Below are 14,621 nucleotides of genomic sequence, written 5' to 3'. Positions count from 1 at the left end.
CCCCCTGAGGGCGCTTAAAACGGTATCAGGTTTCCATCGTCTTCTTCATTTAGGTGCTAACGTGTTCCCCCCGAGTATCGGTTGCCAACCGAATACTGCAACGCCTGCGGGGACAAGACTACGCGGGCTTGCTTGCGTTGAACATCCCGAACGCCTCGTCCACGCTCGCCCCCTCGTGAACGATGGCACGGACCGCAGTTATCATCCCCACCGGGTTCGACGACTGGAAGATGTTCCTGCCCATGTCCACCCCAGAAGCGCACATGGAGACGGCCTTCTGCGCCAGTTCCAAAGCCTCTCTCTCAGGAAGCTTCTTCCCTCCCGCGATCACCACCGGAACCGGGCAGGCGTCTACTACCTTCTCGAACTCGTCGCAGTAGTACGTCTTCACGACACGGGCCCCAATCTCCGCCGCGATCCTGCACGCCAGCGCCAGATACCTTGCGTCTCGCACCATTTCTCTCCCGACGGCGGTGACAGCAAGGACCGGCATGCCGTACCGCTCTCCTTCATTGACCAGCCGTGCCAGATTCATCAGCGACTCCTTCTCATGCTCTCCTCCGACGAAGATAGAAACCGCGACGGCTGACGCATCCAGCCTGATCGCTTCCTCAATGGAAGTCGTCACCCCCTCGTCCGAGAGTTCCTTGAGTATGCTCGTGCCTCCCGAGACTCTGAGGACAATCGGAGGACTCTGCCCTGGGTCAACGGACGTGCGGAGTACCCCCCTCGTCAGCATCAGAGAGTCTGCGTAGGGCAGAAGGGGAGTGATCGTCCGGCGCGGGTTCTCGAGCCCAGTGGTTGGCCCCTGGAAGTAGCCGTGGTCAACCGCGAGCATGACCGTCTTTCCTCCGTGCATTATCCGCGAAAGCCTGTTGCTCAGACCCCAGTCCAACTACGAATCTCCTCTCGGGCCGGCAGGCTCAGGCCCACCATTTTAAGCGTGCCTCGGGGTTTTCCAAACGGTCAGGGGGTAAGAAGTACCTTCATCCCCTTGCCCGCCGTCGCCGTCTCAACCGCCTCCTGGAACCTTCCGATGGGAATCCGGTCGGTGACGAGCGAGGCGAATTCCGCCCGGTGCCCGGAGATTACCTCAACCGCCCTGCTGGTTTCCTTCTCGGTCGCCCCATAGCTCGTCACCACCGACACTTCAGAGTTGAACAGGTCGCTGATGTCGTAGTCGAGGACAGTGCCCTTCGGAGGCAGCCCGAACAGGCAGACCCTCCCCCCCTTCCGCACTGATTGCAGGGACTGGAGGATGGCTGCGTTGCTCCCCGAGGCAGTGATTACGAGGTCTGCGCCCCTGCCCCAGGTCTTTCCCTTTACAGCCTCGGCCACGTCCTCCTCCCGGGGGTCCAGCACCAGCTCGAACTGGAACTTGCGCGCGAAATCCAACCTTTCTTCGCTCACATCGCTGATCATCACCCTCGCCTGGTTCGAGCGAAGCAGGAGCGCATGGGTCATCCCGACAGGCCCTGCGCCCACCACCAGGACAGCCTCGCCCGGCCGGACCCGAGACCTCTCCTGAGCCCTGATGCAGCAGGCCACCGGCTCTATGAGGCTGGCCTCCTCGAAACCGAGGCTATCGGGGAGCTTGAGGACCCCTCCTCGGCTCACATTTTGGGCTGGGACTCTGAAGAACTCTGAGAAGCCTCCTGGGTCGATGTTGCTGGTCCTGTATTCCTTGCACATCGTCTCGCTCCCATTGGCGCAGTAGTAGCACTTGCCGCAGGGCACGTGGTGGTGTGGGAACACCCTGTCCCCTACCTTGAACCCCGCGACCCCTTCCCCCACAGTCGAAACGATTCCGACTGCTTCGTGTCCGAGGACCGGCATCGCTGCCGTGTAATGCCCCCTGAGCTTTTCGATGTCCGTCCCGCAAAGTCCGCAAGCCTTCATCTCGACGAGAAGCTCCCCGCGCGATATCGAAGGGACGGACAATTCGGCGACTTCAGCCAGACTGCCTGATGGGCCATTGCCCAGTATGACCGCCCTCATTGCCAGACTCGTAGACACGCGCCTGGGGCTGGATATAAGGGGGACAGCGATGCTCGTGAAATCGTCTCTGTTGAACGCCTCAAGTTAATATCTCAGCTCGACTCCCGACGGCTCTTCAGGTAATATTCGGTGGGACTCCCAGAGAAGATCAAGAAGATAGAAGACGACCTGCACAAGACCCAGGTCAACAAGAAGACCGAGCACCACGTGGGCCTCCTGAGGGCAAAGCTCTCCAAGCTCAAGGCTGAGCAGGAGGAGCAGCAGACCAGGCGTACCGGGAGCCGCACCGGCTACGAAGTTAAGAAGTCCGGGGACGGCACCGTAGTCCTCATCGGCCTACCCAGCGTGGGGAAGTCCACCCTCCTCAATCGCCTTACCAACGCGAAGTCGAAGGTTGCCTCCTACCAGTTCACCACCCTCGAGGTCGTCCCTGGGATAATGGAGCACAAGGGAGCCCGGATCCAGGTCCTCGACTTGCCGGGGATAATCAAGGGGGCCTCGACCGGGAAGGGCCTCGGCAAGCGGGTCCTCGCCGTGGCGAGGAGCGCCGACCTCGTGGTCTTCATAATCGACGTCTTCCAGCCCGAGGCCAGGCCTATCCTCGAGAAGGAGCTGAGGACGGTCGGCATCAGGGTTGACGAGGGGCCCCCGAACGTGGTGATCGAGAAGACCGATGCGGGCGGCATCTCGGTCTCGGCCCAGGTCAAGCTGACGAAGCTAACCGAGGAACTTGTCAAGGACATCCTGAGGGTTTACGACGTCGACAGCGCGAGGGTCCTCCTCAGACAAGACATCGACGACCAACAGCTCATCGACGTCCTCGCCGGGAACAGGACCTACGTCCCGTCCCTGACTGTGATGAACAAGATCGACCTCGTCAACTCTGGCTTCACCAACGAACTCACAAGGAAACTCCCCTACAAGTTCGTGCCCATCTCTGCCGAAGGGGACGTGAACCTCCAGGCGCTGAGGGAGGAGATCCACCGCAGGCTTGACTTCGTCCGAGTCTACATGCGCCGCAGGACCGGAGAGACGGACTTTGAGGAACCCATGATAGTCAAGAATGGTTCCACGGTACTGGAGGTGTGCGGCAAGGTCCACAGGAACATGAAGGACGATTTCAAGTACGCCCAGGTCTGGGGGAAGAGCGTGAAGTTCGGCGGCCAGCGCGTGGGGCTGACACACCGGCTCATGGACCAGGACGTCCTGACCATCATAACCAAGTAATCTCCTTCGACCCCCGTCGCCACGCTTTTATACCAGAATGCCGGCTTGGGCCAATTGTACCTTGGTCTCAGCTGACCTGACGATGATCGAAGACGTCTTGCAATTCATCGGGGTTTTCGTTTCGTTCTCCATAGCCTACGTCGCCTTCCGCGGGGTCAGGCAGACGGAGAGTTCTTCAATGCTCAGGCTCGCCACAGCGTTCATCTTCCTGGGGTTCGGGTTCATGGTGGAAGGCTTCGTGGGCCTCGGCTCGATCATACCGACTCTCTCTCTTTCCACTACCACTGTCGTGGTAATCGGCCTTCTCCTTGAGACCACAGGCTACTTCTTCCTCGCCTTTTCTCACGCAATCGACGTTACGATCTCCAAGAGAATGGGCGCAGCCCTCCTGGTCTTCCCCATGATCAGCCTGACGGGAACCCAGCTTTCGGACATCCTCAGTTTCATGTCATTCTTCTTCGTGCTTTATGCCGTTGTTGAGACGCTGTATTCATACAACAGAACCAGGAAGCCTGACACCATGCTCATCGCAGGGGGCCTGGCCCTGATAGGGGTCGGGACCTTCGCCCAGTGGTTATCACTATTGTACATCCAGGTTGATATTGTTTCACAAGTCCTCTTACTTGGACAGATTCTTCTGAAGGAGATGGGTCTGATGATACTGTTCGTCCCGGTGCTGCGGTTCGCAGTGGGGGTCAAGAAGTAGATGGCCCAGTATAGGACGCAGTTCAGGATCATAGCAGATGTTCTGAGTACTGCACGTGACATGAACACCGAAGGGGAGGGAGTTGGCGTTACCACCTTACTCCGCCGAGGGAACATGTCCTATTCACGCATGTCAAAGCTGTTGGCAGAACTTGTTGGATCTGGATTAATGCTGGAGTTGAGTGGCGACAAGATTTCGAAGTACATGATTTCAAAGAAGGGCATCGAGTTCCTCGCCGCCTACTATAACTTCGAGGACTTCGCCCAATCCTTCGGTCTTAGACTGTAGTTCCCTCGTCCCCGAAACCAGTTTATAGTTCCGATTTCTCGCCCCCGACAGCATGATTGGAGTAGCGGGCGCCGGCAAGGTAGGAGCCCAAGCTGCATTGGAGATCGCGTCCATGGGCCTCGACGATGTGTCGCTGGTGGACATAATCCCGGGTCTGGCCGAAGGGGAGGCCCTAGACATCAGCCACAGGCTCGCCGACGCAGGGGTGGACGTAGACGTAAGGGGGTCTTCCAACTTCTCTGGTCTTACTGGAGCCAGTCTGGTGGTCGTGGCCGCGGGCCTCGGTCGCAAGCCGGGCATGACGAGGATGGACCTCCTCTCGAAGAACTCCGGCATCATCGCATCCGTAACGAAAGAGGCCGCGAAGTACGCTCCGGAGTCCGTGATACTCATGGTCACCAACCCGATGGATGCCATGACCTACGTCGCTCTGAAATCTTCAGGGTTTCCCAAAGCGCGCGTGGTCGGCCAGGGTGGTGTCTTGGACAACTCCAGGTTCAAGTACGTCCTCGCGAAGAAGCTCGGCGTTTCAAGGGGGTCAATCACCTCCCTGGTAATGGGGGAGCACGGCGAGAACATGATCCCAGTCGCGAGCCACACTTACATTAGCGGGGTCCCCCTGAGCACCATGCTCAGCGACGAGGAAGTGTTGCAGGCGATCGAGGACACGAGGAAAGTCGCTGCTGAAGTAATCTCGAAGAAGGGAGCCACGATCTTCGCCCCGGGACGCTCTGTCGCCCGCATGGCCAAGGCCATCGTCGACGACACCAAGGAGGTCCTCGCCGCATCTGCCTACCTAGAAGGGGAGTACGGGCTCAACGGTCTCTGCATAGGAGTGCCCGTCAAGCTCGGCGCAGGCGGTGTCGAAAAGATCTACGAGCTCAAGCTCACGGACAGGGAGCGCGACTGGTTCAACAAGGGCGCCGACGCCCTCAGAGAAGCCATCGGAACGCTCGCTGTCTAGGCCAACTCAAGCGTCAGCGAGTAGCCCTCTGCCAGCCGTTTCGCCGCAGCACTGAACGAAGGCGCCATTATCCGTCCCCGGTGGACCCCCGTGTCAGACAACATCAGGTAGAACCGGATCACGTCGAAGTCGTTCACTTCGCGCGTGTAGAAATCCGTGACAGTGAATGGCAGGTCCTGAAGGCCGTTTGGCACACTGAAATCTCCTTGTCCGAACATGAGCGACACCCCTGACTTTCCCTTCAGGCTGACCCCCATGGCCCTACATCCTTAGGTTCCGAGCTCACTATATACGCTCAAGACCGCGGACCATCGCGCCGTGGAAGCGAATCCTCGTGCAGTCTGAATTCGACGTCATAGTGGTCGGTGCCGGTCCGGCAGGCTCCGCCGCAGCCCTGTCACTGACGCGCAGGGGAGTCAGCGTACTGATGCTCGAGAAGGGAAAGGTCCCGGGGGAGAAGAGTATGACCGGAGGAGTGCTCTACGGGGACTTCCCGGGGGGCCAGGGAATCCGAAGCCTTGTCCCCGACTTTGATAGCTCCGCGCCTCTCGAGCGGCAGATTATTTCTCATGAAGTCGTAGTCCTTGGGGCGCCCGACGAGGAGAAGGGAACTGCTCAGTTCTACCGGATGACAAAGACTTCGCTCGCGGGGAAGCTCGGGCTCTTCTCCGCCAGTATTGAAACTGGGCATGACTTCTCCGTCCTGAGCCGGCCGTTCGACAGCTGGTTTGCAGACCTTGCAGTCAAGGAAGGCGCCACCCTATCTACGAGCACCACAGCCGTGGGGCTCATCAAAGAAGACGGCGTCGTGGCTGGCGTAATGACGACGCACGAGAGTCTTAGGTCCAAGGTGGTGATAGACTCGTCTGGAGTTACCTCAACCCTGGTCGAGGAGGCAGGGCTCCGGAAGACGCTATCCCCCCGTCAGCTCTATCATGGGATCAAACGCGTCTACGGCCTCGACCCCGGAGTCATCGAGAGGAGGTTCAGAGTGGGCGCCGGGAAAGGACGAGCCGCTTTCTACCTCGGCGGCTTCATGCAAGGCATCGGAGGCGGTGCATTCGTCTACACCAACAAAGAAACCCTCTCGGTTGGCCTCGTTGTCGAACTGGATTCTCTGGTCAGGGCGACAACCGAGCACTTCGACCGGGTAGGCAAGCTCATCGACGTGCAGGACGAGTTCGAAGGTCATCCGATGGTCGCCGAGCTCCTCGACGGAGCCACCCTCCTGGAGTACTCGGCGCACAACACCCCGAAGAGCTTCAAGTCTATCCTGAAGAAGCCCTACGCCGACGGGTACCTCGTCGCGGGGGACGCCCTGGGCTCGTTTGTAAAGATGGGTCCCATGGTCGACGGGATGAGAGGGGCGATAGCCTCGGGCATCATGGCCGCCGAGGCGTTCGCCAGGGCCAACTCGTCTGGCTCGTTCAGGGCCAGAAACCTCTCACGGTACCGAGAAATGCTCGGGCCGATCTACGACGACGTGGGACGGTCCGGAAGGGACAGCTTCATCTCCGAAAGCTCCTTCACCTACCACACCCTGCCGCGGGTCATCTTCGGCACCCGTCTTATCTCCGAGACCTTCAACTTCGTGCCAAGGGCCCGACCCTCGACGCACCAAAACACTATACAGAGAGTGAGCGCAGGATTGAATCTCCTCTCCTTTGACCTGGACGGAGAGCGACAGCAAATCAAGGTCGACACCAACCTTGCCTCGATGTCGATAACCAAGCCCTGGGTCCCCACCTGCCCCGCCAACTGCTTCGTCCTTCAGACCTCCAAAGGAGAGTTCGCCTCGTTCAGGGACCTTTACGAGCACAACCTTCGCCTCCTCTCCACAGGGACGAATCCCCCGCCCTCAATCAGGAGGAAGGCTTTCTCAGAAACCAAACGAGACGTTGCCGAAGGTAGGTTACGCTTCGACCATTCTTCGTGCGTCTCTTGCGGAACCTGCGGCTCCATCGGCCCCGCGGAACTGGTGGAGTTTGCCCACGAAGAGGATGGCCACGGGGTAAGGTACAAGTTCGGGTAGGGTCGGGTCCTCTCAGACCAAACAAAGGATAATACCCTCTGGGCAAGGGCGGACCAGAAACCCAGGCGCCATCAATGGCCTATTCCTATCTCGAACGTCTGAACCGCACAATCAAAGCCCACGAAGACTGGAGGCTCACGGAGTGCCTGAACCTCGAACCCGCTGAAAACCGGACCAGTCCCCAGACCCGGTCGGCATTCCTGAGCGACCTGGGGAACAGGTACACCGACCCCGAAGACTTCCACAGGGGGACGCGGTATCTTGACGAACTGGTCTCGCTGACCGAGGAGATCGCCAGGAAGGTCTTCAGGGCGCGCTACGCGAACGTCAGCCCCCTCTCGGGGCACGTCGCAGACATGGCAGTGCTATTCGCCCTCACGGAACCCGGAAACAGGGTCCTTTCCGTGTCTCCGAAGGACGGCGGATACCCGGGCATAACCCAGGATGGCCTGGGAAGGCTCCTCAAGCTCGAGAACTCCTTCTTCCCTTACGACGACGAAGCCGTGAACGTCGAACCCAAGGGTTCCGCCCGGCTGATCGAGACGGCGAGCCCCAAGGTCATCTTCTTCGGGTCGAGCTTCATCCCCTTCCCGCACCCCACGAGGAAGCTTTCCGAAGCTGCCGCCGGGACCTGCGTCTACGACGGCTCGCACGTCCTCGGCCTCATCGCAGGAGGGGTCTTCCAGGACCCCCTGAGGGAAGGCTGTTCTCTTCTCATCGGCTCGACCCACAAGAGCTTCCCGGGCCCCCAGGGTGGGATTATCCTCTCGAACAGCGAGGAAATCTATTCCAGGGTCTCCTCCAAGCTTTACTACGGCGCAGTGGACAACATCCACCTCGACAGGATCGCGGCCCTTGCCATCGCTCTCCTCGAGATGATGCAGTTCGGGAAGCCCTACGCCGAGGCGGTTGTCAAGAACTCGAAGGCGGTCGCCAAAGCCCTCGTGGACGAAGGTGTGAAGGTCCGCGGAGCGAGCCACGGCTACACCGAATCTCACCAGGCCCTCCTCGACTACCACGTCGTGAAGCTCGCCTCCCTGGCCAAGAAGCTCGAAGAGGCCAACATCATCTCGGATAGCGGAGGGAGAATCGGCACTGCAGAGCTGACCAGGATGGGATTCGGCCCGTCAGAGATGGAGGAGGTGGCCGAGCTTGTCGCCATGGTGGTCCTGGGGAAGAAACCCGTGGATTTCGTGAAGAGCCGGGTCAAGTCCCTCGTCAGGCAGTTCCAAGAACCCAAGTACGTCCTGAAGGATATCCCCAGGCTGCCGTAGCAGCTACCTGTGCACGATGCTCAAAGAAGCGTCCGTCATCTTCATCGAATCCTCCCTGGTGTACCCTCCGTACACCGCCCTAATCGCGTCTATGTTCTCTGGTACGACTATCGCCTCCTGGTGGACAGCGAGGAACATGTACGCCTCCCCGTCAACCACAGTCACCGAGTCGCTCCACACCGTGGCTTCGTAGATGTCGTTCCTCGGCCGTCCCATCTCGCGCGCCATGTCCATTATGCTCGCCGTGGATTTGAACCCCGACTTCCCGTCGACCAGCTGTATCCGGGGCGCAGTCGAAAGGGCCTTTAGCACATCGTCCCTCGTCGCGTCCTTCTTCAGGGTCAGGATCAGACTGTGCAGGTGCATGTGGGTAGTCGGGACCTTGAACGCCATGGTGACTATCTTCAGCCCCTTCAGCACCGCCTGAACGTCCGGACCGTGGTGCGACGGCAACGTTGTGGGGTCCAGAACGACCGCGTCGATGGGCCCCTTCTTGACATCGTCTGGGTCCGTTGCCCTCCTCGCAAGGACGGCCCTGGCCCTGGACACCCCCACCCCCTTGTCTATCGCATCGATGGTTCTGCAGAGCCCGGTCGTGTTGCAGGACACAACCTGCACGGCTTCCTTCCCCAGGGCCGCCTCGAAGTTGCACTGGGCCACGAAGGAGACATCTGCGATGTTGTCCCCTGCCCCGCCCTGGAAGACGCACTTCACCTTCGCCATCTGGTAGATCGGTTTGTTGACCGGCCCCGTGTCCTCGGGCGCCGCGTCCACCACCACGTCCACCCTCTGAAGGAGGTCGTTGAGGGTCCCCTTTACGCTGGCCCCGGCCGTCCTGAAGGCCTCCAGGCTCTTCATGTCGACGGCGTAGAGCGGGATTCCCTTCTTCTCGGCTATGATAGACTTGTAGTCAGGCTTGGTCTTCGTCACCCCGGCCAGCTCCATGTCGCTCTGCTTCATGACCGCGTCCGCCACCCGCCGGCCTATGGTCCCGAAGCCGTTGACCCCGACCCTGATCATCGCTTTCTCAACCACCCGGCCTCACCTTAAAGCGTTCCCAGCCCCCCACCTGTCGGCCGACCTCTCGAGTGCGTCGATCAGGGGAAGCCTCTTCCCCGCGAGATACTGCACAAGGGCCCCTCCGGCCGTGCTGATGTGGTCGATCTGGTCGTGGATGCCGTACCTCCGAAGGGCCGAAGACAGGTGCCCGCCGCTGATGATCGTGGTCCCGAGCGAAGAGGCCATCGCCCTTAGAAGGTGCTCGGTCCCGTAGCTGAACCCCTCCAATTCGAAAGCCCCCGGCGGTCCGCTCATGAACACCGTCCCAGCTCCTTTTATGAACCTCTCATACCGCTCGACGGTCTGCGGGCCAATGTCCAGGGCCTGAATCTGTCCGGTCAGGTCCTTGAGCTCCACCTCCTTCCTTCCGTCGCCGACTCTGATGGCAACATCGACTGGCATGGCGAACCTTTCTGGGTCCGCGTCAAGTAGCTGCCTCGCCTTTAGGAGGTGCTTCTGCTCGTTGTCGATGCCTAGTTCGCCCCTGTACTTGCCGACCGCTTTCAAGAACACTAGGCCCACGACCCCGCAGAGGAGAACCTTGTCCGCCCTGTTGTTCATGATCAGCGCGTCAATCGCCTCGAGCCTGTCGTTCACCTTCGCCCCCCCGAGGACCGTGACGTAAGGCCCCTTCTCCACGGCGACTATTCTGTCGAGCATTCTGAGCTCCCTCCCCACAGTCCGCCCCGCGCAAGTAGGGACCAGGCCCGCGAAGCCAACTATGGTTGGGGACGCTCGGTGGGCAGTCGAAAACGCGTCCAAGACGCACGAATCCACGTGCTCCCTCAACCTCTTGACCAGGAACGTCTTCTCCGCGTCCCCTGGTTTGTATTCCTGGTTCTCCTCGGCCGTGAACCTGAGATTGTCCAGCATCAAAACCTCTCCGTTGGACATCGAATCCATCCTTCGCAGGGCCTCGGGCCCAAAGACGTCGGGCACAAAGTTGACCGGTTTCCCCAGGATAGTCTGCAGAGCTTCGGAATGGGCTTCAAGGCTGGTGTAGTCCGGCCTCCCGACCCTCCCCTGGTGCGAGGCCACGATGACCCTAGACTCCGACAGGTCGGCGATGGTGGCAGCCGCCTCCTCCAGCCTCGCATGTTCAATCAGCTTGCCAGTCTCAGGATGAATAGGCGTATTGATGTCGACCCGCAAGAAGATCCGCTTGCCTTGGAGTTCCAGGTCCTCCAGCGTCAACATCTTGATGGGCATGGGGCCCTGTCCTCCGCCCGTTCCGTGCGATTATATGCCTTACGCCGTTGCCTCCCTCCTAACCCGCCACAATGGACTGGTCCCGGGACGTTTGCGGCTGTTAGGATAACTCTACCCGATGCGTGTCATCCTTGCCCCCCCTTAGCTTAACACCTCCAGAAAGCCTGGGAGAATATGGAAGCTGGTCAGGTAAGGAGAAATAGCGCCTTCAAGCGGACGCTGTCGCTGTTGAGAAGCAGACCCCTTGCAGCCCTTGCGTTGCTTCCCTTCTTCGTATTCGTCCTCCTCGCAGCGGCTGTCACCTTCTCCACCTCCTTCTACCAGGCTGATTTCCAGGCCGCCCTTTGGGTCAACGGACTGGGCGTCGGCGCAACCCTGAACGCAGTTTTCGTTTCGGCCGCGCTCTATGGTCGGGAGTACTTCTGGGTGCCAGTTGTGGGCTTGGTCTTTCTCTTCGGGGACCGCCGCACCCGGCTTCTTGCCCTCGGCTTGGCTCTGGTCTTCCTGGTGGGCATAGCCGCCGGTGAGGTGGCCAAGGCCCTGGTGATGAGAGAGAGGATCGCGGTGTTCATCGGCCAAGGAAGCTTTGCCTCCTTGCCGTCTTTCTCCCTGCGCGTGCCCTTCGACACAGACTTTTCCTTCCCCTCCGGTCATGCTCTGATTGTCTCTATCGGGGCCGTCTACTCGCTCGCGACCTTCCGCCGTAGGTGGGTCGCGTCCCTTCTCGCTGTCGAGGCCGCGGTCGTCTGCTTCTCCCGGGTCTACGTCGGGGCCCACTACCCGACGGACGTACTTGGCGGTATTGCCCTGGGGGCTGCCATTGCCTTCGGGGGCATTGCGGTGAATCAGCTCTTTTTCAGGGACCGGGCCTCGAGGCTGGGTGCCTACCTTGAGAAGGTGTTTGGGAAGGGAAGGCTCTCGCTCTAAGCGTGACTAGCATCTCTTTAAGAGAACTTCCCGTGGGGAGAGCCATCGGTTGGTCCACAACGAGACGCTGAACAACATCTTCTGGGGCATCGTCCTCATATGGCTCGGCACAGTCTGGGGGGTCTACTTTGGCGGCAACATCCTGCGCATCACCGAGGCCATCAGCGACGCCCGCTTTGCCCTTGGGGTCGGCCTGCTGCTGCTCCTCCTCAATCTCATCCGCACCCTATCGCGCCTGAAGCTTAGCCCCCTCACCATCGGACTTGGCGCCCTCCTGACCGTGATATACGCGCCGATTGTCTTCTTCGGCTATCAAGTCCCGTTCCTCCCCGTTCTGCTGGTGATCGCGGGGATCGCCCTCGTGATAGGCGCGTTCAGGATCCGCAGCTTCCAGAACTACTAGCCAGGGGAAACCCCTCTCAGTCATGCCACGAAACCATGTGCCCTGGTGTGGACTACCAAGGCCTCCTGGTACGGAGTCACGAACGGACAGAATGGACACTGCAGCACGTTCGGAGGGAGTCCCGGCTTCGGCCTCTTCTCCATCGCGGGGATGGGGTCCGCTCCGTGGACGAAGAGCGTGTCTCCCTTCCTCTCCAACGAGTACCATTCGTGCCCCTTACGCCGACTTACAAAGTCCTCGACCACCGACTGCACGACCCCTTTGTCAAGCTCCCCTCCCGTCACCTGTCCGAGCACTATCTTCTGGTCTCTGACTAGGGCGACCCACCTTCCCTCCAGGGCGTCGCTTATCTCAGATGCCAGCGCGAGCTGTTCGTCCGTTGTCAGCTCGCTGCAGTCCACATCAATCACGGGAAGCGACCTGCTTTTCCACTATCATTGTTGATATCAACATCGATGCGAATACTGGAACCCTCGCCTTCGCTGCTTTCAGCTCTGGACGAGGTCGTTCCACCCCTTGGCCACCTGCCAGGCATGCCGGACGAAACCCCCTGAGGGAGCTCTTTCGGGGATGGACTGGATCTTCAGCTGATACACCGCGACCGTCTTACGTCTCTTCTGGTCCCAGATCAGGACGTCCTTTTCGACGAAACCCAGGTCGAGCAGCTTCCTGAGCAGCTTCGTGTAGAAGTTGTGATAGCTGTACTTCACCCCCAGCTTTCCGGTCTGCAGTTCCTTCGCGAAGAACCGGAGCTCCCTCTTGGTCATCGAGAGGGTGTTCGCTTCCTTCATCCTTGAGATGACAAGTTTCGCCGCCTTCAAAGTCTCCTTCCTGTCCCCAAAGAGGAGGCCTAGGGCGTCCCCGCTGTTCAGAGTCCTTTCGTTCCAGTAGAGTTTGATGCTTTTTGCCAAAGTCTACGGCCGTAGCACGCCGGGAGTGACGATAAAATCGTTTGTCGCGATTGGTGATAGGCCACAAGGGCTACGTAAAATCGAAGTCCTGAGCTTCACTCGCGGAAAGAGGAACCTAGGCGACGGTCATCGAGACCAGCTGGAAAGTGTAGTCCTCGGTGCTCTGGTTCGATAGATTTGTCCCTGCAATGTGCAGGAATGTAATGAATTGAAGTGATGTGTTAGGGGGAGTCCCGACCGAGAGAGTGTAGGCAGTGAGATTGAAACCAAACCCGCACGAGTTAACCATCTGCGGAAGAGTATTCGCCTCGTAGTTGGTGACTTGGAACGAAGTCCCGTTTGTGAACGACGACGTACCCGTGGAATGGAAGTATGATGAGTCTGTCAACACACCAACCTGCCCTCCGTAGTACCCTTCTAACCCGAACAAGGCCATGAAACTATCGAACTCCGTCTTCGCTTGACTCCCGGTTACTTTGAACCCTGAGAATGAGACAGACAGGACCGTGTTGTTGTTCGAGTCCACCAGAGCCACAATTGAAGTGCCTTGAGTCCCAGAGACCGACGTAATTGTCATGTTGATTATTCCTCCAGAGTTAGAAGTTACATGGTAGCCGAACGTTTCGTTAAAGTGTTGAGTTCCGTTTGTTACCCCAGCGGCCTTGAATTGGATCGCCTTGAATTGCTGAACTAGCATGATGTATTGAGGCGTGTGATCCGTAGCTGAGGTTGTAGTGGTAGTCGTTTGGCAGGTCAAAGTGCTAGTGGCGGAACTCTCACTGATAGTAGCGGTAGTTGTTCCTGAAGGCGTCGTAGTCGTGACCGCAGAAGAACTCGCTGAGGCAGTCGTTCCAGTGGTAGAGGTGGTAGCAGCGGCGCTTGTGCTGGCCGACGTTGTGGACGTCCCTGTTGTTGACGTTGCCGAGCCAGTACTCGCTGGCTTTGTCGATACCACGTAGTATGCAACCGCACCTCCGCCGACAAGAATCACGACAACTAATACTACCAATATCGAGCTGATGGCCCTTCGATTAACCTGCAAAATCGCTACCTTAAGATGAAGTAAGACGTGAAGCCTAGATAAGCTTTCCATTTGACCTAACCAATGAGGGGTCAACGTTAGCAATTTACCAAATCACAGATGCCTGGATTCAGTCGGGGACCCGCACTCGACAAGAGGCGGGTCCCTCTTTCCTGGAATCTCGAGAAATTCGTTTCCGCCACTCCGGGCCGCTTTCGCCCATTTGCATCTAGTTCCCCTTGAGGATAGTGCCACGAAACAAGCTTTCTCCACCTATAGTGTCCCCAAAGGGTAACAGAACGGCACCTGGGACCAAAGAAGCACCCTAATTCGAAGTGACAGATTTTCCGAGTCAGGAGGTGACCCTAGGAGGGAACTCATCAAAGGCGTCTAGGGAAAAGCCCCCGTCGATTAGACCACGGTCAAATATCCTCTTCGATTGACCCTTTGTTGACCCTGAACCCCCTGGTTCCTCACTGCATTATGGTCCGTCGTGGACGATTTCCGACAGCAGGCAACATACCCTCGGGTTTGGATTTCGGAGATCCTCGAGCGTTAGCCGCGAGTCCTTGGCGCGCGAGTGCTTGAGCTGAACTAGGTTC

General features: G+C 58.9%; 17 protein-coding genes. 9 read left to right on the top strand and 8 right to left on the bottom strand.

All coding sequences use genetic code 11. The features are described 5' to 3' along the window. Window positions 1-118 precede the first annotated feature (118 nt). A complete protein-coding gene (gene lsrF, locus OK438_01500; protein ID MDA4124115.1) occupies window positions 119-895 on the bottom strand; it encodes a 3-hydroxy-5-phosphonooxypentane-2,4-dione thiolase in 777 nt (258 codons plus the stop codon). Window positions 896-966: 71 nt separating this feature from the next. After that, a complete protein-coding gene (locus tag OK438_01495; GenBank protein ID MDA4124114.1) occupies window positions 967-1,998 on the bottom strand; it encodes an alcohol dehydrogenase catalytic domain-containing protein in 1,032 nt (343 codons plus the stop codon). Between the two features lie 129 nt (window positions 1,999-2,127). Between OK438_01495 and OK438_01490 the strand changes: the two genes are divergently transcribed. From OK438_01490 to OK438_01475, 4 genes are all read left to right on the top strand, one after another. Then, the gene (locus OK438_01490; protein ID MDA4124113.1) at window positions 2,128-3,225 is read left to right on the top strand and encodes a GTP-binding protein; all 1,098 of its coding nucleotides are present in this window, start codon (window positions 2,128-2,130) and stop codon (window positions 3,223-3,225) included. A 61-nt stretch (window positions 3,226-3,286) separates the two neighbouring features. After that, window positions 3,287-3,931 (top strand): hypothetical protein, encoded by a 645-nt coding sequence (locus OK438_01485; GenBank protein MDA4124112.1) that lies wholly within the window; start codon window positions 3,287-3,289, stop codon window positions 3,929-3,931. Then, entirely contained in the window at window positions 3,932-4,219 is a 288-nt protein-coding gene (locus OK438_01480; GenBank protein MDA4124111.1) for a transcriptional regulator, read from the top strand. A gap of 52 nt (window positions 4,220-4,271) precedes the next feature. Beyond that, complete coding sequence (locus OK438_01475; protein ID MDA4124110.1) at window positions 4,272-5,183, top strand: malate dehydrogenase; 912 nt, start codon at window positions 4,272-4,274, stop codon at window positions 5,181-5,183. On the opposite strand, the gene OK438_01470 is transcribed toward OK438_01475, so the two are convergent. Further along, entirely contained in the window at window positions 5,180-5,440 is a 261-nt protein-coding gene (locus OK438_01470) for a hypothetical protein (protein ID MDA4124109.1), read from the bottom strand. The two genes, OK438_01475 and OK438_01470, sit on opposite strands and share 4 nt — an antisense overlap. A 77-nt stretch (window positions 5,441-5,517) precedes the next feature. On the opposite strand from OK438_01470, the gene OK438_01465 reads away from it, so the two are divergent. Next, entirely contained in the window at window positions 5,518-7,215 is a 1,698-nt protein-coding gene (locus OK438_01465; GenBank protein MDA4124108.1) for an FAD-dependent oxidoreductase, read from the top strand. A 74-nt stretch (window positions 7,216-7,289) separates the two neighbouring features. Next, complete coding sequence (locus OK438_01460) at window positions 7,290-8,489, top strand: serine hydroxymethyltransferase (protein MDA4124107.1); 1,200 nt, start codon at window positions 7,290-7,292, stop codon at window positions 8,487-8,489. A 3-nt stretch (window positions 8,490-8,492) separates the two neighbouring features. On the opposite strand, the gene OK438_01455 is transcribed toward OK438_01460, so the two are convergent. Further along, window positions 8,493-9,509 carry a type II glyceraldehyde-3-phosphate dehydrogenase gene (locus tag OK438_01455; GenBank protein ID MDA4124106.1) on the bottom strand — a complete coding sequence of 339 codons (1,017 nt, stop codon included), beginning with the start codon at window positions 9,507-9,509 and terminating at the stop codon, window positions 8,493-8,495. Window positions 9,510-9,530: 21 nt separating this feature from the next. After that, the gene (gene pgk, locus OK438_01450; protein MDA4124105.1) at window positions 9,531-10,757 is read right to left on the bottom strand and encodes a phosphoglycerate kinase; all 1,227 of its coding nucleotides are present in this window, start codon (window positions 10,755-10,757) and stop codon (window positions 9,531-9,533) included. A 174-nt stretch (window positions 10,758-10,931) separates the two neighbouring features. Here pgk and OK438_01445 point away from each other — a divergent pair, with 174 nt between their 5' ends. Together OK438_01445 and OK438_01440 are read left to right on the top strand one after the other, a co-directional pair. Then, window positions 10,932-11,684 carry a phosphatase PAP2 family protein gene (locus tag OK438_01445; GenBank protein ID MDA4124104.1) on the top strand — a complete coding sequence of 251 codons (753 nt, stop codon included), beginning with the start codon at window positions 10,932-10,934 and terminating at the stop codon, window positions 11,682-11,684. A 49-nt stretch (window positions 11,685-11,733) separates the two neighbouring features. Then, window positions 11,734-12,087 carry a hypothetical protein gene (locus OK438_01440; GenBank protein MDA4124103.1) on the top strand — a complete coding sequence of 118 codons (354 nt, stop codon included), beginning with the start codon at window positions 11,734-11,736 and terminating at the stop codon, window positions 12,085-12,087. 20 nt (window positions 12,088-12,107) lie between these two features. Here OK438_01440 and OK438_01435 read toward each other — a convergent pair whose 3' ends face one another. The 3 genes from OK438_01435 to OK438_01425 form a co-directional block, all read right to left on the bottom strand. Continuing rightward, window positions 12,108-12,497, bottom strand: a complete 390-nt coding sequence (locus tag OK438_01435) for a hypothetical protein (GenBank protein MDA4124102.1) — start codon at window positions 12,495-12,497, stop codon at window positions 12,108-12,110. Between the two features lie 78 nt (window positions 12,498-12,575). Further along, window positions 12,576-12,998 carry a hypothetical protein gene (locus tag OK438_01430; GenBank protein ID MDA4124101.1) on the bottom strand — a complete coding sequence of 141 codons (423 nt, stop codon included), beginning with the start codon at window positions 12,996-12,998 and terminating at the stop codon, window positions 12,576-12,578. A gap of 115 nt (window positions 12,999-13,113) precedes the next feature. Further along, entirely contained in the window at window positions 13,114-13,695 is a 582-nt protein-coding gene (locus OK438_01425) for a hypothetical protein (GenBank protein MDA4124100.1), read from the bottom strand. Between the two features lie 37 nt (window positions 13,696-13,732). Between OK438_01425 and OK438_01420 the strand changes: the two genes are divergently transcribed. Next, the gene (locus tag OK438_01420) at window positions 13,733-13,957 is read left to right on the top strand and encodes a hypothetical protein (protein MDA4124099.1); all 225 of its coding nucleotides are present in this window, start codon (window positions 13,733-13,735) and stop codon (window positions 13,955-13,957) included. Window positions 13,958-14,621: the final 664 nt, after the last annotated feature.

It is taken from the genome of Nitrososphaerota archaeon (assembly GCA_027887005.1).
GTDB lineage: Archaea > Thermoproteota > Nitrososphaeria > Nitrososphaerales > Gagatemarchaeaceae > UBA183.
Note: the sequence above shows the minus strand (reverse complement) of the source record. Positions and strands in the feature narration are given on the sequence as shown.

Coding starts and splice junctions, on each gene's coding strand:
- OK438_01495 (MDA4124114.1), bottom strand. CDS start 1,998: ATGAGGGCGGTCATACTGGGCAATGGCCCATCAGGCAGTCTGGCTGAA.
- OK438_01480 (MDA4124111.1), top strand. CDS start 3,932: ATGGCCCAGTATAGGACGCAGTTCAGGATCATAGCAGATGTTCTGAGT.
- OK438_01475 (MDA4124110.1), top strand. CDS start 4,272: ATGATTGGAGTAGCGGGCGCCGGCAAGGTAGGAGCCCAAGCTGCATTG.
- OK438_01470 (MDA4124109.1), bottom strand. CDS start 5,440: ATGGGGGTCAGCCTGAAGGGAAAGTCAGGGGTGTCGCTCATGTTCGGA.
- OK438_01460 (MDA4124107.1), top strand. CDS start 7,290: ATGGCCTATTCCTATCTCGAACGTCTGAACCGCACAATCAAAGCCCAC.
- OK438_01455 (MDA4124106.1), bottom strand. CDS start 9,509: ATGATCAGGGTCGGGGTCAACGGCTTCGGGACCATAGGCCGGCGGGTG.
- pgk (MDA4124105.1), bottom strand. CDS start 10,757: ATGCCCATCAAGATGTTGACGCTGGAGGACCTGGAACTCCAAGGCAAG.
- OK438_01445 (MDA4124104.1), top strand. CDS start 10,932: ATGGAAGCTGGTCAGGTAAGGAGAAATAGCGCCTTCAAGCGGACGCTG.
- OK438_01425 (MDA4124100.1), bottom strand. CDS start 13,695: ATGCTAGTTCAGCAATTCAAGGCGATCCAATTCAAGGCCGCTGGGGTA.